Raw genomic sequence first — 17,489 nt, forward strand, 5'->3', positions numbered from 1 at the left:
CGTCGTTGATCGATGCGGCCGGGTCAACCCCGTGGCCACCATGTCTTCTCGGTGTCGACCGACCCGCCCCATCCGAGGATGTCGACCCACGCGTTGTTGCCGTCGGCGCCCTTCCAGCACTCGAGCTGGACGGAGCCGTTCGCCGGCAGGTTGAAGGCGAACGTGCCGCCGAACTGCGTAGGGCCACCGGTGTCGTGCCAACACTGGATGCTGTACCGGCCGGCGGGGAAGTTCTGCGTGTTCACCACGTACTTGTAGCAGCCGTTGACGCATCCGCCGCCCGGGACGTAGTCGCCACGACTGACCCACACCCGTGGCTGCGGGGGCGGCGGGGCATCGACCGTGCGTGCCGAGTCGGACGCCGTGGTGGTCTGGCCGGCCGCGCTCGTGCGCACCTCGATGCTGTGCGTCTCGCTGTAGCCGTAGCCGCGCGCGATCGAGCCGCTCGCGTCACGGCTGACGAGGCCGCCGTCGATGTACACCTCGGTGGCGATGTCGCGCCCGTTGCGGGACGGCGAGGACCACGAGTACGTGATGTTCGTTCCGGATGCCGAGGCGTTCGCTGACGGGTTGCCGATCGGCCCGTAGGGCGACACGGCGTTCGAGTCGTTGGAGGCCCCACTGGCGTAGGTGCTGCCGTCGACGGTCGAGACAGCGCGCACGCGGATCGTGTACGTGCCGTTGTTGTTGACCTGGCCGTTGCCGATCGTGCCGGCGCCGTTGGTGCCGCCGCCGACCCAGTCGCCGCGCCAGCCGCCGCCGTTCACGGAGTACTGGTACTGGATCTCGTTCGCGGTGGCACCGTTGCCGGAACCCGCCTGCCACGTCACACCCACCGTGTTGTTGCCCTCGGTGGCGGCGACCCCCGTCGGCGCCGCCGGAGCGGTGACACCGCGGCGCGGGGCGGACTGCGGGCTGCGATCGCCCCAGCCGGCCTTGTTCTGGGCGCGGACGTCGAAGGTGTAGTCCGTCGTCGACGTGTCGACCTTGACGGCCTGGCTCGTCTGGCTGCCCGAGACGGGGATCGTGTTGACGACCGAGCCTCCGCGCAGAACGCGCAGCTCGTAGCCGGAGATCGTGTCTCCGTTGTTCGCGGGCGCTTTCCAATCCACTCGGATCTGCGCTTGCGACCCTACGGGGTCGAGAAGCGTCGTCGTCGGCGCAGCCGGCGCATCCGGCTTCCCGGCGGGCACCATGGCGGCCGACCACGGGCTGAACTCACTCGGATCCGGTGCCTTGTTGTGGGCGCGCACGCGCACCTGGTACGACGCCCCGTTCTCGAGGCCGTCCCAGACGATCGAGGTTCCGGTGACGCCCGTCTTCTGCACGATGCCCGACGGCGGCGCCGGCGAGATCTCCAGCGTGTACGACGTCACCGGCGAGCCCTCCGAGCGCGGCGGAACCCACGACACGGTGAGGCTGCGGTCGCCGAACTGCAGCGTCGGCGGCGCGGGGGTGTCGGGGCGCACGTCGGGGCGTGCGGTCTCCGACGGCAGCGACGGGTCGGACGTGCCGACCTTGTTGCTGGCCGTGACCACGAAGTTGTACTCGACGTTGTTGGTCAGCCCGTCCAGGGTGCACGTGGTCGACGCGCACTGCTTCATGTAGTTGTTCGCCGTCGACGTGACGGTGTACCCGGTGATCGGCGACCCGTTGTCGGTCGGCGGGGTCCACGAGAGCACGACCGTGCGGCTCTGGATGCTGGAGACGACGGGGCGACCCGGGGCATCCGGCTTTCCCTGCACCGTGATGCGGATGCGTCCCTCGACCGCGCGGTCGGGGTCTCCGGTCGCGTCCATCACGCGGTAGCGCGCGATGACGGTGCCGACGAACGACGTGTCGCTGGTGACCTCCACCCGGTCGCCCTTGACGGCGACCTGGGCCTGCCCGGTCTCCAGCACCGCGTTCTCGATCTTGAGCGGGGTGTCGGGGAACGGGTTGACGTCGTTGGCGAGCACGGGCACCGACTCGGTCGAGCCCTGGCTCGACTCGGCGATGACGTCGTCGTTGGCGCTGGCCAGCGGCCGCGTCGACGCGGTGACGGTGATCGAGATCGTCGCTTCCGCCGGCGTCGTCGTGCCGTCATCGGCGGTGACCGTGAGGTCGGCGCGCGTGCCCTTCTTCGCGGATGCCGCGGCCGACACCTTCAGCTGGGTGCCGTCGACCGAGGCGGTGAGACCATCAGGGGTCGAGCCCTTGATGCGGAAGGTGAGCTTGCCCTGATCGCCGGGGTCGGGATCCGTCGCGAGCGCCGCGAGGTCGAGCACGGTGGCATCCTCGCCGGGCGCGACGTTCATGGAGGCGCCGAGCATCGTCGGCGACTGGTTGTCGGGCGGCAGAACCGTGATCGGAATCGTGAGCGTGGCCTTGCGCCCGGTCGGGTCGTCGGGACCGTCGCCGTCGGTGACCTCGAACGTCAGCGCGTCGGCACCGAAGTAGCGGTCGGCCGAGGTGTAGACGAGCGTCTGCTGGTCCTTGATGAGGTTCGCGCCGTTGGCGTGCACCGCCGACACCTTGGCGGCCTCGGTGATCACGACGCTCTTGCCACCGGCCGCGCGCACGTACTGCGACAGCGGAAGGTCGATGGTCTCGCCGCTCTTGACCTCGACGGGTTTGGTGGAGATGAGGCTCGGCGGCAGCTCCGACAGCGCCGGCACCCGGATGAACGCAGAGTCGGTGAGACCGTCGGGGTCGGTGACCGTGTACGTGATGAGCTGGCGCTGGTCGGTGACCTGCACCCGCACGGTGCCGTCCGCGCCGACGCGGGCGTTGTCCCCGCCCGCACCGAGGGTCACCGTGAGATCGCTCTTCGTGCCGTCGGGATCGTCGTCGTTCTCGAGCACCGCCACATCGGCCGTGGTGCCGTCCTTGACGTCTTCGGCGCGCACGCGGTCGTCGCGGGCGATGGGACGCTCGAGCGGAACGTTCGGGTCGACGGTGATCTGCACGCTGGTCGAGGCCCGCGCGCCGCGCGAGTCGGTGATCGCGTACTGCAGCGACGTGTTCATCTGCTCGTTCGGAGCCGTGATGAGCAGATACTTCCCGCTGACGCGCGCCTTCAGGCCGGGGACGTTCGGCGGCAGCGTCACCGGGTCGTCCGCGGCGAAGCCGAACTCGTCGCCGTCGGGGTCGGAGTCGTTGGCGAGGACCGGCACCGCGACCTCGCGTCCCGGGCGGATCGTCACCGTGTCGCGCACCGCGTAAGGCGCCTGGTTCACGGATGCCGCGGGTGCGATTCCGACCTGCACGGTGGCCGTGGCGTCCTTGCCGAGGCTGTCGCGCACCCGGTAGGAGAACCGGTCGACGCCCGCGGAGTCGCCGAATGCCTCGTAGGTGAACGAGTTCGCGCCGGTCTCGACGATGCGCCCCTTCTTCGGCGCGTCGGCGATGCCGACCAGCTCGACCGAGTCACCGTCCTGGTCGATGCCGTCCAGCGGCACGGGGATCGTGACGGTCGAACCGCTGAGCGTCCGTGCGGTGAGGTCGCGCGGCTTCGGCGCGGAGTTGGCCTCGTCATTGCGCGGCAGGATCTGGATCGTGACGTACCCCGCGTCGCGCTGACCGGTCGAGTCGACGGCCTCGTACGTCACGTAGACGGTCTTCGGGGTGTTGCCGGCACGGAAACGGACCTTGTCCTCGGAGACGAAGGCCTCGCCGTCGGCGGGGTCGACCAGCGGTGGCACGAGATCGGGGGCGACGTGCATCGTGTCGCCGTTGGGGTGGTAGTCGTTCGCCAGCACGGGAATGGTGACGGTGTCGCCGACGCGCACGACGGCTTGGTCGTCGTTGGCGACCGGCGGGCGCAGCTTCGCGGGCGGCGGCACCGGGATCACGACGATCTCGCCCTCGGCCGTGCGCGAGCCGTTGGAGATCGTGTACCCGACGCGCACCTGCTTGCTGAGTGAGCCGATGTCGCTGATGCGCACGGTCTCGTGGCCCAGCACCGCGGCTGCGACGCCGGAGCCGGGGACGGCGCTGACCGACTGCACCACGAGGATGCCGCCGGCGGGATCGGTGTCGTTGGAGAGCACGTTGACGAGCACGTCGCCGCCGACGGGCAGCAGAGCCACGTCGCGCACCGCGACGGGCGGCAGGTCCTCGTTGGATGCCGGAAGTACATCGATGCGGACGAGACCCGGAACGGAGTTGGGGCCGGCCGATACGAGGTACTGCGGATAGTACGTGCCGGGGCTGGAGGCCGTGAACGTGAAGGTCTTGTTCGCGAAGTCGGGGACGATCGTCGCGCCGGGCACCTCGTCGACGCGGGTGAGGCGCAAGGGCTCACTGCCGGAGCTCGTGTCGTTCGTGAGCGGAGAGACCGTCACCGTGCGTCCGACCTGTGTGACGACGTGGTCGGAGTTGGTCACCGGCACGGTCGTGCCGAGCGGGCGGATGTCGTAGCGCGCGATGCCGGCGCCGTCCGCCGTGCCGTCCGACACGACGATCGGCACGTCCTTGCGCCCCTGGACGCCGCCGATCGCACGGTACGTGATCTGCCCATCCGGCGTGAAGTCCGCCTCGTCGCCGCCGTCGGCGGCGACGTCCTTGAGGAAGATGTCATCGCCGTCGGGGTCGATCCAGTCCGACAGCACGTTGTACGAAGCCGTGCCGCCGGACTCCACGGTGATGGGAGTGGTGCGCTTCTGCACGGGAGCCGCGTTCACGTCGAACGGGTGCACCGTCACCGTGACGGTCGCGGTGGCTTCGCCGCCACGGCCGTCTTCCACGGTGTAGCGGAAGCTCGTCGAGCCGGTCGCCCCCTCGGGGGCGGTGAACTGCAGGGCCGCCCCGTTGTTGATCGGCTCGACGCTGCCGAACGCGGGGGTCGAGGCGGGTGCGGCGACGAGCACGTCGCCGTCGGCATCCGTGTCGTTGTCGAGCACCGGCAGCACCGTCGTACGGCCGGGTCGCACCCCGTACTGGTCGTCCTGCGCGATCGGTGGCGTGTTCTGGTCGGTGCGCTCGGGGAGCGTGGTCTGCACCGTCTCCTCGGTCGTCTTCTCCTCGTCGTCGCCGTCGCCCTCGGGCGGCGTGATGTCCTGCCAGTTGTCGACGCGCTGCATCGAATCGGAGGCCATCCACGCGGCACCGCCGAAGACGTCGTTGAGGACGACGACGTCGCGATTGACCCGGAGACGCAGCACGCTCGTCGCCTCGACGCCGGGCACGTCCCGCGCGGCGTCGTCGGCGTCGCCGGGACAGTCGCGGACGAACCGTCCGCTGCCCGACCAGGCGCCGTACGCGCAGCCGGCCACATAGACCGGCTCGGCGGGGGTGCCTTTCGAGCCGCCGGCCTCGATCGTCCGAGGATCGCCGCCGCCGGTCGGGATGCGCACGAGCGACGTCGGCGTCGCGAGGGTCACGGCGTCGGCCGTGCCCGACGGTTGCTGGAGCACGGCGTCGCCCGGCACCTGCACGCGCAGCCCGTCGCCGCCGTAGAGCGTGTTGGTGTCGTGGTCGAGCACATACGGCGTGGTGCCGACGACGGTCAAGGAGAGCTTGTGGTCGGCCGTCACACCGGGAAGATCGCGCGACGACTTCTGCACCGTCGTGCCGTCGTCGCCCTGGCCGTACGAACGGACGGCGGCCTCCGACGCGGAGGCCGCGTACACCGTGCCGTCGACGCCGACGGCGATCTTCGCGTTCTTGCCCTCGTCGGCGACGGGCTCGGCGCCCTGGGCGCCGATGCCGCTGATGGCCGTGAACGGGCTGGTCCAGAGTGAACCGGTGGGCTCGATGACCGCGACGGTGTCGGCACCCATCGCGACGGTGGACCCGGGCTTGAGTTCGGCCGAGTCCGACATGATGACGCGAGCGGGATCGACGGCCGCGATCGACGATGCGGTCGAGTCGACGACGAGCACACGGGTGCCGCTCTGCAGGATGTCGTAGTCGGAGGTGCCGGCGCGCAGTCCGCCATCGAGCACGCGCGAGGAGTGGTTGAAGTGGCCGATCAGTAGGCTGGACTGCTTCGTGACCCACACGCCGCCGTCGTTGAGGTCGACCTCGGTCGTCGGCTTACCCTCGTACGACACCGCGAAGAAGCCGACCACGAGGGCGGCCGCGGTGACCGCGGCGGTAGAAATCAGCGTACGCGGGCGCGCGCGAAGCCACGCAAAGGACTTCATTGTGGGCTCGGCTCCCCTCCGGGCTCGTATTCATTTGCGTGGCGTCGGGACCTGTTGCTGAAGCAGGCGCACACGTCGTGCAGACCCGGATAGCCTACGTCACGAAATCAACGGCTGCGTGGCCTTGCGCATGGGGAGAACTACCCACTATTGGATCGTCCTGCTCCGACGTAGGTAGCCAGATGACGAGCCGTGAGCGTCTCACCCGTGGCGATCAGGTCCTCAGGTGTTCCCGCGAACACGACTCGACCACCCTCGCGACCGGCGCCCGGACCGACGTCGATGATCCAATCGGCGTGCGCCATGACCGCCTGGTGGTGCTCGATCGCGATCACCGAGTTGCCGGCATCCACGAGACGATCCAGCAACGCGAGCAGGTTGTCGACGTCGGCGAGGTGCAGGCCGGTCGTCGGCTCGTCGAGAACGTACACGGCGCCGGGCTTGGCCATCGCGATCGCGAGCTTCAGACGCTGCCGCTCACCGCCTGACAGCGAGGAGAGCGACTGGCCCAGCGTCGTGTAGCCCAGCCCGACGTCGATCATCCGCCGCAGGACCGCGTGGGCCGGCCCCGTGCCGACGAAGGGGGCAGCCTCGTCGGCCGACATCGCCAGCACCTCCGCGATCGTCTTGCCCTGCCACCGGTACTCGAGGACGGTGTCGCTGAACCCGCTGCCGCCGCACAGCTCGCAGCGGGTCTCGACACTCTGTGTGAACCCGAGATTGGTGATGATGACACCGAGGCCTCGACACGCGGCGCAGGCGCCTTCGGAATTGGCGCTGAACAATCCGGGCTTGACGCCGTTCGCCTTCGCGAACGCGTTGCGGATCGCATCCAGCACACCGGTGTAGGTCGCCGGATTCGAACGGCGCGAGCCTTTGATGGCCGTCTGGTCGACGACGACGACGTCGTCGAACGCCGGCAGGCTGCCGTGGATGAGCGACGACTTGCCCGATCCCGCGACTCCCGTGACGACGGTGAGGATGCCGAGGGGCACGTCGACGTCCACGGAACGCAGGTTGTGCAGACTGGCGCCGCGGATCTGCAGTGCGCCGCGCGCCGTACGCGTCGCAGTCTTGAGTCGCGCACGGTGATCGAGGTGGGTGCCAGTGAGCGTTCCCGAGGCACGAAGCCCCGCGACGTCGCCCTCGTACACGATGCGTCCACCGGCGCGGCCCGCACCGGGTCCGAGGTCGACGACGTGGTCGGCGATGGCGACGACCTCGGGCTTGTGCTCGACGACGAGAACCGTGTTGCCCTTGTCACGCAGGAGCAGGAGCAGGTCGTTCATCCGCTGGAGTCCCGAAGACGAGACTCGACTTGCCCGAGCCGCTGACGCCGGTGAAGACCGTGAGCCGACGCTTCGGGATCTCCACGTCGACGCCCTGCAGGTTGTTCTCGCGTGCGCCCACGACGCGGATGAGGCCGTGGGAGTCGGCGACGTGTTCGGATGCCGGTGTCATGGCGACAGTCTGCCGCGAGGGTGCGACGTCGCACAGTCCCGCGTCGACCCGCTCGCGCGTTCACACCGCGCGATGACACCCCGCGAGGTGATCGTCGACCATCCCGGCCGACTGCATGAGTGCGTACATCGTCGTCGATCCCACGAAACGGAAGCCGGCGGCACGCAGCGCCTTCGAGAGCGCATCGGATGCCGCCGTCACGGCCGGCACGTCGGCGAACGCGACCGGACGCTCGCCCTCGGCCCGCACCGGCGGCGCGAACGACCACATGACATCGTCGAGCGCACCCGGCTCCATCTCCCGCACCAGGCGGGCGTTGCCGATGGTCGCGAGGATCTTCGCGCGGTTGCGGATGATCCCGGCATCCGCCATCAGCCGCTCGACATCGTTTTCGTCGAACTCCGCGACCACGGCGGGCTGGAAGTTTGCGAACACCTCGCGGAATCGGGGGCGCTTGCGCAGGATCGTGATCCACGACAGCCCCGCCTGGAAGCCCTCGAGGCTCATCTTCTCGAAGAGGGCGCAGTCGCCGTGCAGGGGACGACCCCACTCCTCGTCGTGGTAGCGCCGGTACTCGGCGTCGTCGCCCACCCAGCCGCACCGGAGCAGGCCGTCCGGGCCTTCGCGCAGATCATCCACTCGGTCAGGCTAACCGCGGGCGCCGACATCCCCGCCGACGCCGGCGCGGGCGCCGCGCGGGGCGGCTGATGCGAGACTCGCTCGCAGCGCCTCCTCCAGGTCACGGTGCGCGAAGACGAACCCGGCCGCGGTCAGCCGCTCGGGGACGACCCAGCGGCTCTTCAGCACGAGCTCCGGCTCGGTGCGCAGCAGCCACATCGCCGGCTCCAGCATCCAGCGGACGGCGGGCACCCCGAAGGGAGCGCCGACGATGCGCCGCAGTGTGCGCATGAGCGTGCGGTTGTCGGAGGCCTGCGGCGCGACGACGTTGACGACGCCGGCCAGCTCGTCACGCTCGATCAAAAAGTGCATCGCGGCCACGACGTCGTCGATGTGCACCCAGCTGAAGCGCTGGCGTCCGCGGGTGCGGTGGTGCGGCGCGCGCCCGTCGCCGCTCGGATGCGGCCCGATGCCGCGGTAGCGGCGGTGCTGCAGCCACCAGCCGTCGCGCTGAGATCCGCCGAGGCCGAGGCGGGCGAGCGTCGTCAGCATCCGGGTGGCGGGGCCGTCGCCCAGCACGATCGCCATCCGCATCGCGACACGGCGCGTCTGCGGAAGCTCTCCCGCGAAAAGCTCCTCCTCCCACGCCCGCGCCACGTCGACGGAGAATCCCGTGCCGAGCTCACCGGCATGCTCGGTGTGCGGGGCATCGGTGCGGTGCCGGTAGATCGTGGCGGTGGACGCGTTCAGCCACACGGCCGGAGGCGACGACGCCGCGGCGATCGCCGTCCGCAGGGCGCGCGTCGTCTCGATGCGTGAGCGCAGGATCTCGTCGCGGTTGCGGTCGGTGTAGCGGCAGTTGACCGACTTCCCCGCCAGGTTCACGACGACCTCGGCTCCCTCGACGGCTCTGACGAGTGCGGCGGCGTCGTTCCAGGCCACCCCGGCGGTGCGACCGACGACCGTGACCTCGTCGCCACGAGCGCGCAACGACTCGACGACGGCCCTCCCGATGAAGCCCGACGCCCCGGCGACGACGACGCGCCGCCGTGTCTGCTCGTGCACCGGCATCCGCTTTCTGAACATGTTCAAAACAAGCTACCCTCGGAGGCATGAGCGCGTCCAGTGGTGCGGCCGTCTCCCGCGACGTGCCGCAGCTTCACCTACGAACTCCGCAGAATGCACGAACTCCGCACGATGCGGGCGCAATCGTGCGGAGTTCGTGACATTCTGCGGAGTCGGCGGGGCAGGCAGCCTCCGCCGCGCGGCTACTTCTTCTTAAGCGACTTCTCCGAGACGGGGGCCTCGCCGGAGGCGGCGAGATCGGCGTAGTACGCCCGCGCCTCGCGCTGGCGCTCCTGCTCGACCCCGGAGGCGATGGGTGCGCGCACGTGCTCCGGCTCGAACGCGAACGCGTCGACGAGGTCCTGGGCGTGGGGGCGCAGCCGCAGCAGCAGGCGGTCGATGTACTTCGAGACGGATGCCGCGCGCTGCGCCGACAGTCGGCCGTTGATCAGATACCAGGCGAGGTGCTTCTCGATGAGGTGCAGACCGAACAGATCGCGCAGCCACCCCAGCACCTGCGCCGTGCCGGGATCGGAGATGCCGGCGATGCCGTCGCTGAACGCCTCCCACTGCAGCAGCTCGCCGTGTGCCCGCGCCGCCTCGATCAGCGCGGCCTGATTGGCATTGAAGATCGCCGCCGCCTCGGCGGGCGATGCCTTGGATGCCGGGCGCAGCCGCCCGGCGATGTCTTCGATCATCTGCCGCACGCGCTCCGCGAGCAGCTCGTGCTGCTGCTCGGCCCGCAGCCCGAGCTCGACCGAGCGCGCGGTGGAGCCGAAGTCGGTGACGGCCTGACCGAGCTGGCGCAGCCCCGCCCCGTGGAACACCTTGCCGGCGGTCTGCTTCGCGGCGAAGGACGCGAGCTTCGCGGCATCCGCGCCCTTGAACTGCTTCGCGAAGTCGTTGAGCAGGCGCTTGCCGACCAGCTGGAGCAGGACGTTGTTGTCGCCCTCGAAGGTGACGTAGACGTCGAGGTCGTGGTGCAGCCCGACGAGACGGTTGTCGGCCATGAAGCCCGACCCGCCGCAGGCCTCGCGGCATTCCTGGATGGTGTCGAGAGCGTTCCACGTGGACAGGGGCTTGAGCGCGGCGGCGAGGGTCTCGAGGTTCTCGCGCTCGTCGGGGGTGTCGGTGCGTCCGCTGAACACGCCGTCGAACGTACGCAGCAGCTCGTCGTTCGCGAAGAACTGCGCGTACACCTGCGCCAGTCGGGGCAGCAGGCGCCGCTGGTGCTTGCCGTAGTCGAGCAGCACCACCTCGTCGCTGCCCGACCCCGAGTCGAACTGGCGACGCTGACCGGCGTAGGTGATCGCGATGTGCAGCGCGAGCGCGGTCGCGGTCGTCGCCGCGCCGTCGAGCGAGACCCGGCCCTGCACGAGCGCGCCGAGCATGGTGAAGAAGCGGCGTCCGGGGCTCGGGATGTCGGAGCTGTAGGTGCCGTCGGCGGCGACATCGCCGTAACGGTTCAGGAGGTTGAATCTCGGGACGCGAACATGGTCGAACGCCAGCCGTCCGTTGTCGATGCCGTTGAGCCCGCCCTTGACCCCGTCGTCCTCGCTCTGCACGCCCGGCAGCATGTTGCCCTCGTCGTCGCGGATGGGGACGAAGAAGCAGTGCACGCCGTAGTTGACGCCCCCGGTGATCAGCTGAGCGAACACGGTCGCGGCCCGACCGTGCACGGCGGCGTTGCCGAGGTAGTCCTTCCACGCGCCGCGGAACGGCGTGTTGATGACGAACTCCTCGGTCTCCGGGTCGTAAGTGGCGGTCGTGCCGATCGCGGCGACGTCGGAGCCGTGCCCGATCTCGGTCATCGCGAACGCACCCGGCAGCGTCAGCTCGATCACGTCGCGCAGCCACGCCTCGTGGTGCTTCTCGGTGCCGAGCTGGTAGATCGCGGAGCCGAACAGGCCCCACTGCACGCCGGACTTGATCTGCAGCGACGGGTCGGCGAGCACGAGCTCCATGAAGCCGGCGAGGTTGGCTCCGTTGTCCTCGAGGCCGCCGTACTTCTTCGGGAACGCGCGCCGCGACCCGTTGTTGTCGACGAGGATCTGCAGCTGGCCGAACACGCGTTCGCGATGGTCGGCGACCGACAGCCCTTCGATCTTCCAGAGCGCCGGATCCTTGATCATCTCGCGGGCTTCGCGCCGGGTCTGCGCCCACGTTCCCAGCAGCAGATCGGTGACCGTGTCGACGTGGATGCGCGGCTCGTGGGCCTCTGCGGCGGTGTGTGCCGCGGTCGGGGCTCCGCCGGCGGGCGTTCGCGTGTTCGTGGCGGGCTTCTTCGGACGGACGGCGGCGTCGGTCATCGGCGTACCTTTCGACAGCGGACAGGAAAACTCATGCTCGACGGTAGGAGCGCGTACGGCGGCTCGCAAAACGCTTGCGCGCTGCCCACAAAGCGGCGCGCCTCCGCGGCATCCTCCCCTGTGTGAGACCCACACCCACGTTTTGTGAGACCGAGTTCCACCGTGGCTCCCCGCGAAAGCCACGGCGCCTCCGCACGGGCACGAGCGCCCGGTGCCGTCGCATCGGATGCGCTCGAGGCCGTGACCGAAGCGGAAGAGCGGGTCGGCGGTGTCGAACGGGACGTCGGGACGCGAGGCCTTCACCGCGTCCATCGACCGCGGCAGATCGAACGGGAGCTTGCCGCGCACCGGCGCCCGGCCCGACAGCACGTCGAACAGCGCGGCAGTGCCGGCGCCCCAGTTCGCGGTGAGACTGACGCCGAGCGCGGCGAAGGCCGTGAGGATCGCGGGACGATCGAGGAAGACGTGTATGCGGCGCTCGTCGGCGAAGGCTCCACCCGGGGACACCCCGCCCACGCCGCGATGCGCGAGCGCTACAGCCGGCTGCGCGAGGTGTTCGTCGCCCAGCTGTCCGAAGCCCGCACCGTCGGCGCCGTGCATCCCCGCCGCGACGGTCACGGTGAGGCCATCCGCATCGCGGCCGTCTGGGACGGCCTGCAACTGCTCCAGCTCTACCTGCCCCGGCGCATGGACTTCGCGCAGCGCTTCGCCGCCACGATCGACCATTTCACCGCCGTCCTCCGCGCGGCGCAGCGAGATGGTGACCTGCCGCCGCACCGCGATCCCGCGCGTGAGGCGATGCGGCTCGTCGCACTGTGGGACGGCTTGCAGTACCAGTGGCTGTACGACCGCGAGAGCGTGGACGTGGCCGCAGAGCTCGCCGCCCACCTCGATGACATCCTCCCCCGGGGCTGACCGAGGGGCGCGGGGCGCGGGTGGCCTGCGGACTACGGCTCGCATCGGATTCGGTCGTCGCTGCATGGACGGGCACCCCGCTGAGCCCGCAACTCGCGCACGCGCGTCAGTGCGCGGCGATGACCGCGAGGACGCCCTCGCCGTAGGCCTCGCGCTTCTTCGCGCCGATGCCCGTGATGCCGTCGAGCGCCGCGATGGATGCCGGGCGCTGCTCGGCCAGCGCCCGCAGCGTCGCATCGCCGAAGACGATGTACGCGGGCACGCCCTGCTCCTTCGCCACCCCGGCGCGCCAGGCGCGAAGGGCTTCGAAGAGGTCGCGGTCACCGTCGGCCACAGCATCCGAGGCCGCCGCCTTGCGCACGCGCGGGGCGCCCCCGCCGCGTCCGAGCACATCGCGGCGCAGCGGCACGGGGGTCTCCCCGCGCAGCACCGCCGCACCCTCGTCGCCGACCGCGAGCACGCCGTACTCGCCACGGGCGACGATGACGCCACGGGCGAGCAGCTGTCGGATGACGCTGCGCCAGTCCTGGTCGCTGAGGTCCGCTCCCAATCCGTACGTCGCGAGCGCGTCGTGGCCCTGCTGACGGATGCGCTCGGTCGATGCTCCGCGGAGGATGTCGACGAGGTGTCCGGCGCCGAACGCCTGGTTGCGCTCGCGCTGCAGCCGCACGATCGTCGACAGCAGCTTCTGCGCGGGAACCAGCCCGTCCCAGGTGTCGGGGCTGTCGAGGCAGGTGTCGCAGTTGCCGCACGGCTCGGAGCTCTGCCCGAAGTAGGCGAGGAGGTTCTGCCGACGGCACGACACCGTCTCGCAGAGCGCGAGCATCGCGTCGAGGTGCTGGCCGAGCCGCATCTTGTACGACCGCTCCCCCGGCGATTGGTCGATGAGACGCCGCTGCTGCACCACGTCGCCGAGCCCGTAGGCCATCCAGGCGATCGCGGAGTCGCCGTCCCGGCCGGCGCGACCCGTCTCCTGGTAGTAGCCCTCGACCGACTTCGGCAGGTCGATGTGGGCGACGAAGCGCACGTCTGGCTTGTCGATGCCCATCCCGAACGCGATCGTGGCGACCATCACCACGCCGTCTTCGCGAAGGAAGCGCTGCTGGTGGTGAGCGCGCACCGCGGCATCCAACCCCGCGTGATACGGCAGAGCGTCCACGCCCTGCGTGCGCAGATACTCGGCCGTCTGCTCCACCGACTTGCGGCTGAGGGCGTAGACGATCCCGGCAGAGCCGGCCGGCTGGGCGCGGACGAACTGCAGCAGCTGACGGCGCGGATCGACCTTCGGCTCGATGCGGTACTGGATGTTGGGCCGGTCGAAGCTCGCGACGAAATGCCGCGCGTCGGGCAGGCGCAGCCGCTCGGTGATCTCCTGATGGGTCGCGCGCGTGGCCGTCGCCGTGAGCGCCATGCGCGGCACCCCGGGGAACCGATCGGTCAGGTCGCCGAGGGCGAGGTAGTCGGGACGGAAGTCGTGACCCCACTGGCTGACGCAGTGCGCCTCGTCGATGGCGATCACACTGAGTGTGCCCCGCTGCAGCAGGGCGCTCGTCGCGGGAGCGCTGAGGCGTTCGGGCGCGACGTAGAGCAGGTCGAGCTCGCCGGCGAGGAAGTCCTGCTCGACGCCGGCACGTTCGGCCGCATTCTGGGTGGAGTTCAGGTACGCCGCCCGCACACCGTTGGCCCGCAGGGCGTCGACCTGGTCGTGCATCAGTGCGATGAGCGGACTGATCACGAGCCCCGTGCCGGCACGAACGAGCGCGGGCACCTGATACGTGATCGACTTGCCGCCGCCGGTGGGCATGAGCACCACGGCGTCGCCGCCCGCGACGACGTGCGCCACGATGTCGGCCTGATCGCCGCGGAACTCGTCGTAGCCGAAGACCTCCTTCAGCACCGCCCTCGGATCGGTCGAGCGAGGCGGGCGGGCGACCGCGGCGGCGCGTCGCGCCGGGGCATCGCCGGATGCCGCAGCCGGGGCCGCGGCGTCCGGAGCCGTGTCGCGCGTCGCCCGAGCGAGCGCACCGGCATACCCGTCGTACTCCGGCGGGGGCGCCATGTCGAACTCGTCGGGCGGCGTCAGCTCATCCACATCCCACGGCACGTCCGCGTAGGGGTCGTCGTACCGATCGGTGGCTGCACTCACCCGTCCAGGCTAGCCGCGGCATCCGACACGCGACGCCGTCCTCCCCACCCGCCCCGCCGAGCCGTCACGATCGCACCGAGCCGCCACGACAGATGATGGCGGCTCGCGCGGAACATAGCGGCTCGCGAGTGGTAGAGGTGGGGGGCTTACAGGCGCGTGAGTTCGGTCACGTGGACGACGGCGGCGCCCTCCTCGACGGATGCCGCGAGATCGACCTCGGCCCGGATGCGCCAGTCGTGGTCGCCGGCCGGATCGTCGATCGTCTGCTCGACGCGCCAGAGGCCGGATGCCGCGGCATCCGCCGTGTCGATCACGCAGAGCCGCGGCGAGCGCGCGGAGCCGCCGGTGAGGATCTCGTCGTGCTCGTCGTAGTAGCGGTCGAGGGCTTCGGGCCAACCGGCCTCGGGGTCGAGGGCCACCAGCGCGTCGTCGTCCTGCAGAGCCGCGAGCTGCACCCGCCGAAACAGCTCGTTGCGCACGAGGACCGTGAACGCGCGCTCGTTCGTGAGGATGGAGGGCGGCGCCGGCGGCACGACCGGAGCGCCGTCCTCGGGCAGCACCGCCGTGGGGTCGATGAGCGCCGACCACTCGTCGACGAGACTCGAGTCGACCTGGCGCACGAGCTCGCCGAGCCACTCGATGATGTCGCGCAGCTCGTCGGTGCGCGCATCGGCGGGAACGGTCTGGCGGATCGCCCGGTCGGCGTCGGAGAGGTAGCGCAGCACCAGTCCTTCACTGCGCGAGAGTTGGTAGAAGGAAACATATTCCGCGAACGACATGGCACGCTCGAACATGTCGCGGACCACCGACTTCGGACTCAGCTCGAAATCGCGCACCCACGGCTGCGAGGACGCGAACACCTCGAACGACTGGGTGAGCAACTCGGCGAGCGGCTTCGGATAGGTGATCTCCTCGAGCAGCGCCATGCGCTCGTCGTACTCGATGCCGTCGCGTTTCATCGCGGCAACCGCCTCGCCCCGGGCGCGGTACTCCTGCTGCGCGAGAATGGCGCGCGGATCGTCGAGGGTGGCCTCGATGACGCTCAGGACGTCGAGGGCGTAGTGACCGGTTCCGATGCCGCCCGCCGGGGCGACGGGGGCGGGGGCGGTCGCGGGGGCGGGCTGTTCATAGCTCCGGAAGGACGACGCATTTTCGTTGGAACCGGGCGCTGTGGGCTCCTCGGCGGCGAGATCTCCGGAGTTGTGAACACGCGCCCCGGCGCCCGGAGCCACGTCGTCGTCCGGCGACAGCAGTTCGATGGCGGCGAGCGCGAAGGGCGACAGCGGCTGATTGAGGGCGAAGTTCGGCTGCAGGTCGACGGTGAGCGCGATGCGAGGGCGCGATGGCGCGGAGCGGTCGATCTCGACGATCCCGGCATCCACGAGCGTGCGGAAGATCGCGATGGCGCGTCGGGCGAGGGCGAACCGACGCGCGGCCGGCTCGTGGTTGTCGAACACGAGTGCGCGCACGTGGCCGAAGACGTCTCCCCCGCGGCCGATGACGTTGATCAGCATCGCGGCGGTGAGCTTCAGCTGCGGCACGAGCGGCTCGGGAGCGGCAGAGATGAGCCGCTCGTACGATCCCTCTCCCCAGTTGACGACGCCGGTGGGGGCCTTCTTGCGGACGATCTTCTTGCGCTTGGCCGCGTCGTCGCCGGCCTTCGCGAGCGCGACCGCGTTCTCGATCTCCCACTCGGGCGCCATGACCACGACATTGCCGTAGGTGTCGTAGCCGGCGCGCCCGGCACGGCCGGCGACCTGGTGGAACTCGCGCGCGCTGAGCTGGCGCATCTTCGTGCCGTCGTACTTGCTCAGCGCCGTGATCATGACGGTGCGGATGGGCACGTTGATGCCGACTCCGAGGGTGTCGGTGCCGCAGATGACCCGCAGCAGCCCGCGTTGGGCGAGAGTCTCGACGAGTCGCCGGTAGCGCGGCAGCATGCCCGCGTGGTGCACGCCGATGCCGGCCCGAACGAGCCGCGACAGTGTCTTGCCGAAACCCGTCGTGAAGCGGAATCCGCCGATGGCGTCGGCGATCTCGTCGCGCTGGGCGCGTGTGGTGAGGGTGACGGATGCCAGGGCCTGCGCACGCTCGAGGGCCGCCGCCTGTGCGAAGTGCACGATGTAGACCGGCACCTCACGCTCGTCGACGAGCATCGTCAGCACCTCGTGCACGGGCCGGCGCTCGTACGAGAAGTGCAGCGGCACCGGCCGCTCGACGCCGGTGACGAGCGCCACGGGGCGCCCGGTGCGGCGCTCGAGGTCTTCGGCGATCGGCGTCACGTCACCGAGGGTGGCCGACATCAGCAGGAACTGCGCCTGCGGCAGCAGCAGCAGCGGCACCTGCCACGCCCATCCCCGGTCGGGGTCGCCGTAGTAGTGGAACTCGTCCATGACGACCTGATCGACCTGCGCATCCGCGCCGTGGCGGAGGGCGATGTTGGCGAGGATCTCCGCGGTGCAGCAGACGATCGCGGCATCCGGGTTCACCGACGAGTCGCCGGTGACCATGCCGACGTTCTCGGCGCCGAACACCTCGACCAGCGCGAAGAACTTCTCACTGACCAGCGCTTTGATCGGCGCGGTGTAGTACGAGCGGCCGCCCGCGGCGAGGCAGGCCGCGTGCGCGGCGATCGCGACGAGCGACTTGCCGGTGCCCGTCGGTGTCGACAGGATGACGTTGGCACCCGAGACCAGCTCGATGACGGCCTCGTCCTGCGCGGGGTACAGTGCCAGCCCGCGGCCGGCGGCCCAGGCGACGAAGCCCTCGTACGCGGCATCCGCCGTCGCTCCGACGGGCACGAGGTCGGTCAGTGCCGCGGGCGAGGTCATTCCCCGAGTCTGCCAG

General features: G+C 70.2%; 8 protein-coding genes and 1 pseudogene. 1 reads left to right on the forward strand and 8 read right to left on the reverse strand.

Annotated features, from left to right (window positions below; translation table 11 throughout):
- Positions 1-23: 23 nt before the first annotated feature.
- The 6 genes and pseudogenes from ABS64_RS08580 to ABS64_RS08605 all read right to left on the reverse strand — a co-directional run bounded on the left by ABS64_RS08580 (position 24) and on the right by ABS64_RS08605 (position 11,581).
- Positions 24-6,128 (reverse strand): Ig-like domain-containing protein, encoded by a 6,105-nt coding sequence (locus ABS64_RS08580; protein ID WP_292682790.1) that lies wholly within the window; start codon positions 6,126-6,128, stop codon positions 24-26.
- Positions 6,129-6,268: 140 nt separating this feature from the next.
- Positions 6,269-7,426 (reverse strand): annotated as a pseudogene (locus ABS64_RS08585) (ATP-binding cassette domain-containing protein); the annotation flags it as partial.
- Positions 7,389-7,589: a hypothetical protein gene (locus tag ABS64_RS08590; protein WP_204946426.1), complete on the reverse strand. Its 201-nt coding sequence runs from the start codon at positions 7,587-7,589 to the stop codon at positions 7,389-7,391. The gene ABS64_RS08590 and the pseudogene ABS64_RS08585, both read right to left, overlap by 38 nt.
- 60 nt (positions 7,590-7,649) lie before the next feature.
- Positions 7,650-8,228 (reverse strand): DNA-3-methyladenine glycosylase I, encoded by a 579-nt coding sequence (locus ABS64_RS08595; protein WP_204946425.1) that lies wholly within the window; start codon positions 8,226-8,228, stop codon positions 7,650-7,652.
- A gap of 9 nt (positions 8,229-8,237) precedes the next feature.
- Positions 8,238-9,278, reverse strand: a complete 1,041-nt coding sequence (locus ABS64_RS08600) for a DUF1731 domain-containing protein (RefSeq protein ID WP_204948144.1) — start codon at positions 9,276-9,278, stop codon at positions 8,238-8,240.
- 197 nt (positions 9,279-9,475) lie between these two features.
- Positions 9,476-11,581: an acyl-CoA dehydrogenase gene (locus tag ABS64_RS08605; protein ID WP_204946424.1), complete on the reverse strand. Its 2,106-nt coding sequence runs from the start codon at positions 11,579-11,581 to the stop codon at positions 9,476-9,478.
- A 162-nt stretch (positions 11,582-11,743) separates the two neighbouring features.
- Here ABS64_RS08605 and ABS64_RS08610 point away from each other — a divergent pair, with 162 nt between their 5' ends.
- Positions 11,744-12,496 (forward strand): TetR family transcriptional regulator C-terminal domain-containing protein, encoded by a 753-nt coding sequence (locus ABS64_RS08610; protein WP_292682796.1) that lies wholly within the window; start codon positions 11,744-11,746, stop codon positions 12,494-12,496.
- A gap of 106 nt (positions 12,497-12,602) precedes the next feature.
- Here ABS64_RS08610 and recQ read toward each other — a convergent pair whose 3' ends face one another.
- Both recQ and ABS64_RS08620 read right to left on the reverse strand, forming a co-directional pair.
- Entirely contained in the window at positions 12,603-14,642 is a 2,040-nt protein-coding gene (gene recQ, locus ABS64_RS08615; protein ID WP_292682799.1) for a DNA helicase RecQ, read from the reverse strand.
- A gap of 146 nt (positions 14,643-14,788) precedes the next feature.
- On the reverse strand, positions 14,789-17,473 hold the full coding sequence (locus ABS64_RS08620; RefSeq protein WP_292682801.1) for a DEAD/DEAH box helicase: 2,685 nt from the start codon (positions 17,471-17,473) through the stop codon (positions 14,789-14,791).
- Positions 17,474-17,489 lie beyond the last annotated feature (16 nt).

Origin of the sequence: Microbacterium sp. SCN 69-37 (assembly GCF_001724435.1) — a bacterium.
Taxonomy (GTDB): domain Bacteria; phylum Actinomycetota; class Actinomycetes; order Actinomycetales; family Microbacteriaceae; genus Microbacterium; species Microbacterium laevaniformans.